We start from the raw sequence: 658 nt of genomic DNA, 5'->3' as shown, positions 1-658 counted from the left end.
GAAGTAATTGCGGAAGCGGAAGCACCAGAAGAAGTGGAAGTAATTGCGGAAACAGAAGCACCAGAAGAAGTGGAAGTAATTGCAGAAGCAGAAGAGTCAAAAGAAGTGGAAGTAATTACAGAAACAGAAGAGTCAGAAGAAGTGGAAGTAGTTGCAGAAGCAGAAGAGTCAGAAGAAGTGGAAGTAGTTGCAGAAGCAGAAGAGTCAGAAGAAGTGGAAGTAATTGCGGAAACAGAAGCACCGGAAGAAGCGGAACCTGTAGTACTTGAGGAAACGCAGCAAGAAATGGTGTTAAATGAAGCAATTGAACAAAAGAATGAATTCATAAGTGCTGCTGAAGCTGATGAACAAACGAAAAAAGATGTTCAAAGCTTTGCGGATGTTTTAATTGCAGAAGAAGCAGCGATTGTAGAAGAACAACCAGTTGTGGAAGAAGCAGTGATTGCAGAAGAACAACCAGTTGTAGAGGAAACAGCGATTGCAGAAGAACAACCAGTTGTGGAAGAAACACTGGTCGCAGAAGAACAATCAGTTGTAGAAGAAGCACCGATTGTAGAAGAACAACCAGTTGTACAAAAAGAAGAACCAAAACGTGAGAAAAAGCGTCACGTACCATTTAATGTTGTTATGTTGAAACAAGACAGAACGCGATTAATGG

At 41.2% G+C, this 658-nt stretch carries 1 pseudogene; it reads left to right on the top strand.

The annotated features are described in order from the left end of the window. Nucleotides 1-658: pseudogene (locus tag MR079_RS28345) on the top strand (DNA translocase FtsK); the annotation flags it as partial.

The sequence above is a fragment of the Bacillus cereus group sp. BfR-BA-01381 genome, from assembly GCF_022663555.1.
GTDB classification, from domain to species: Bacteria; Bacillota; Bacilli; order Bacillales; family Bacillaceae_G; genus Bacillus_A; species Bacillus_A pacificus.
Note: the sequence above shows the minus strand (reverse complement) of the source record. Positions and strands in the feature narration are given on the sequence as shown.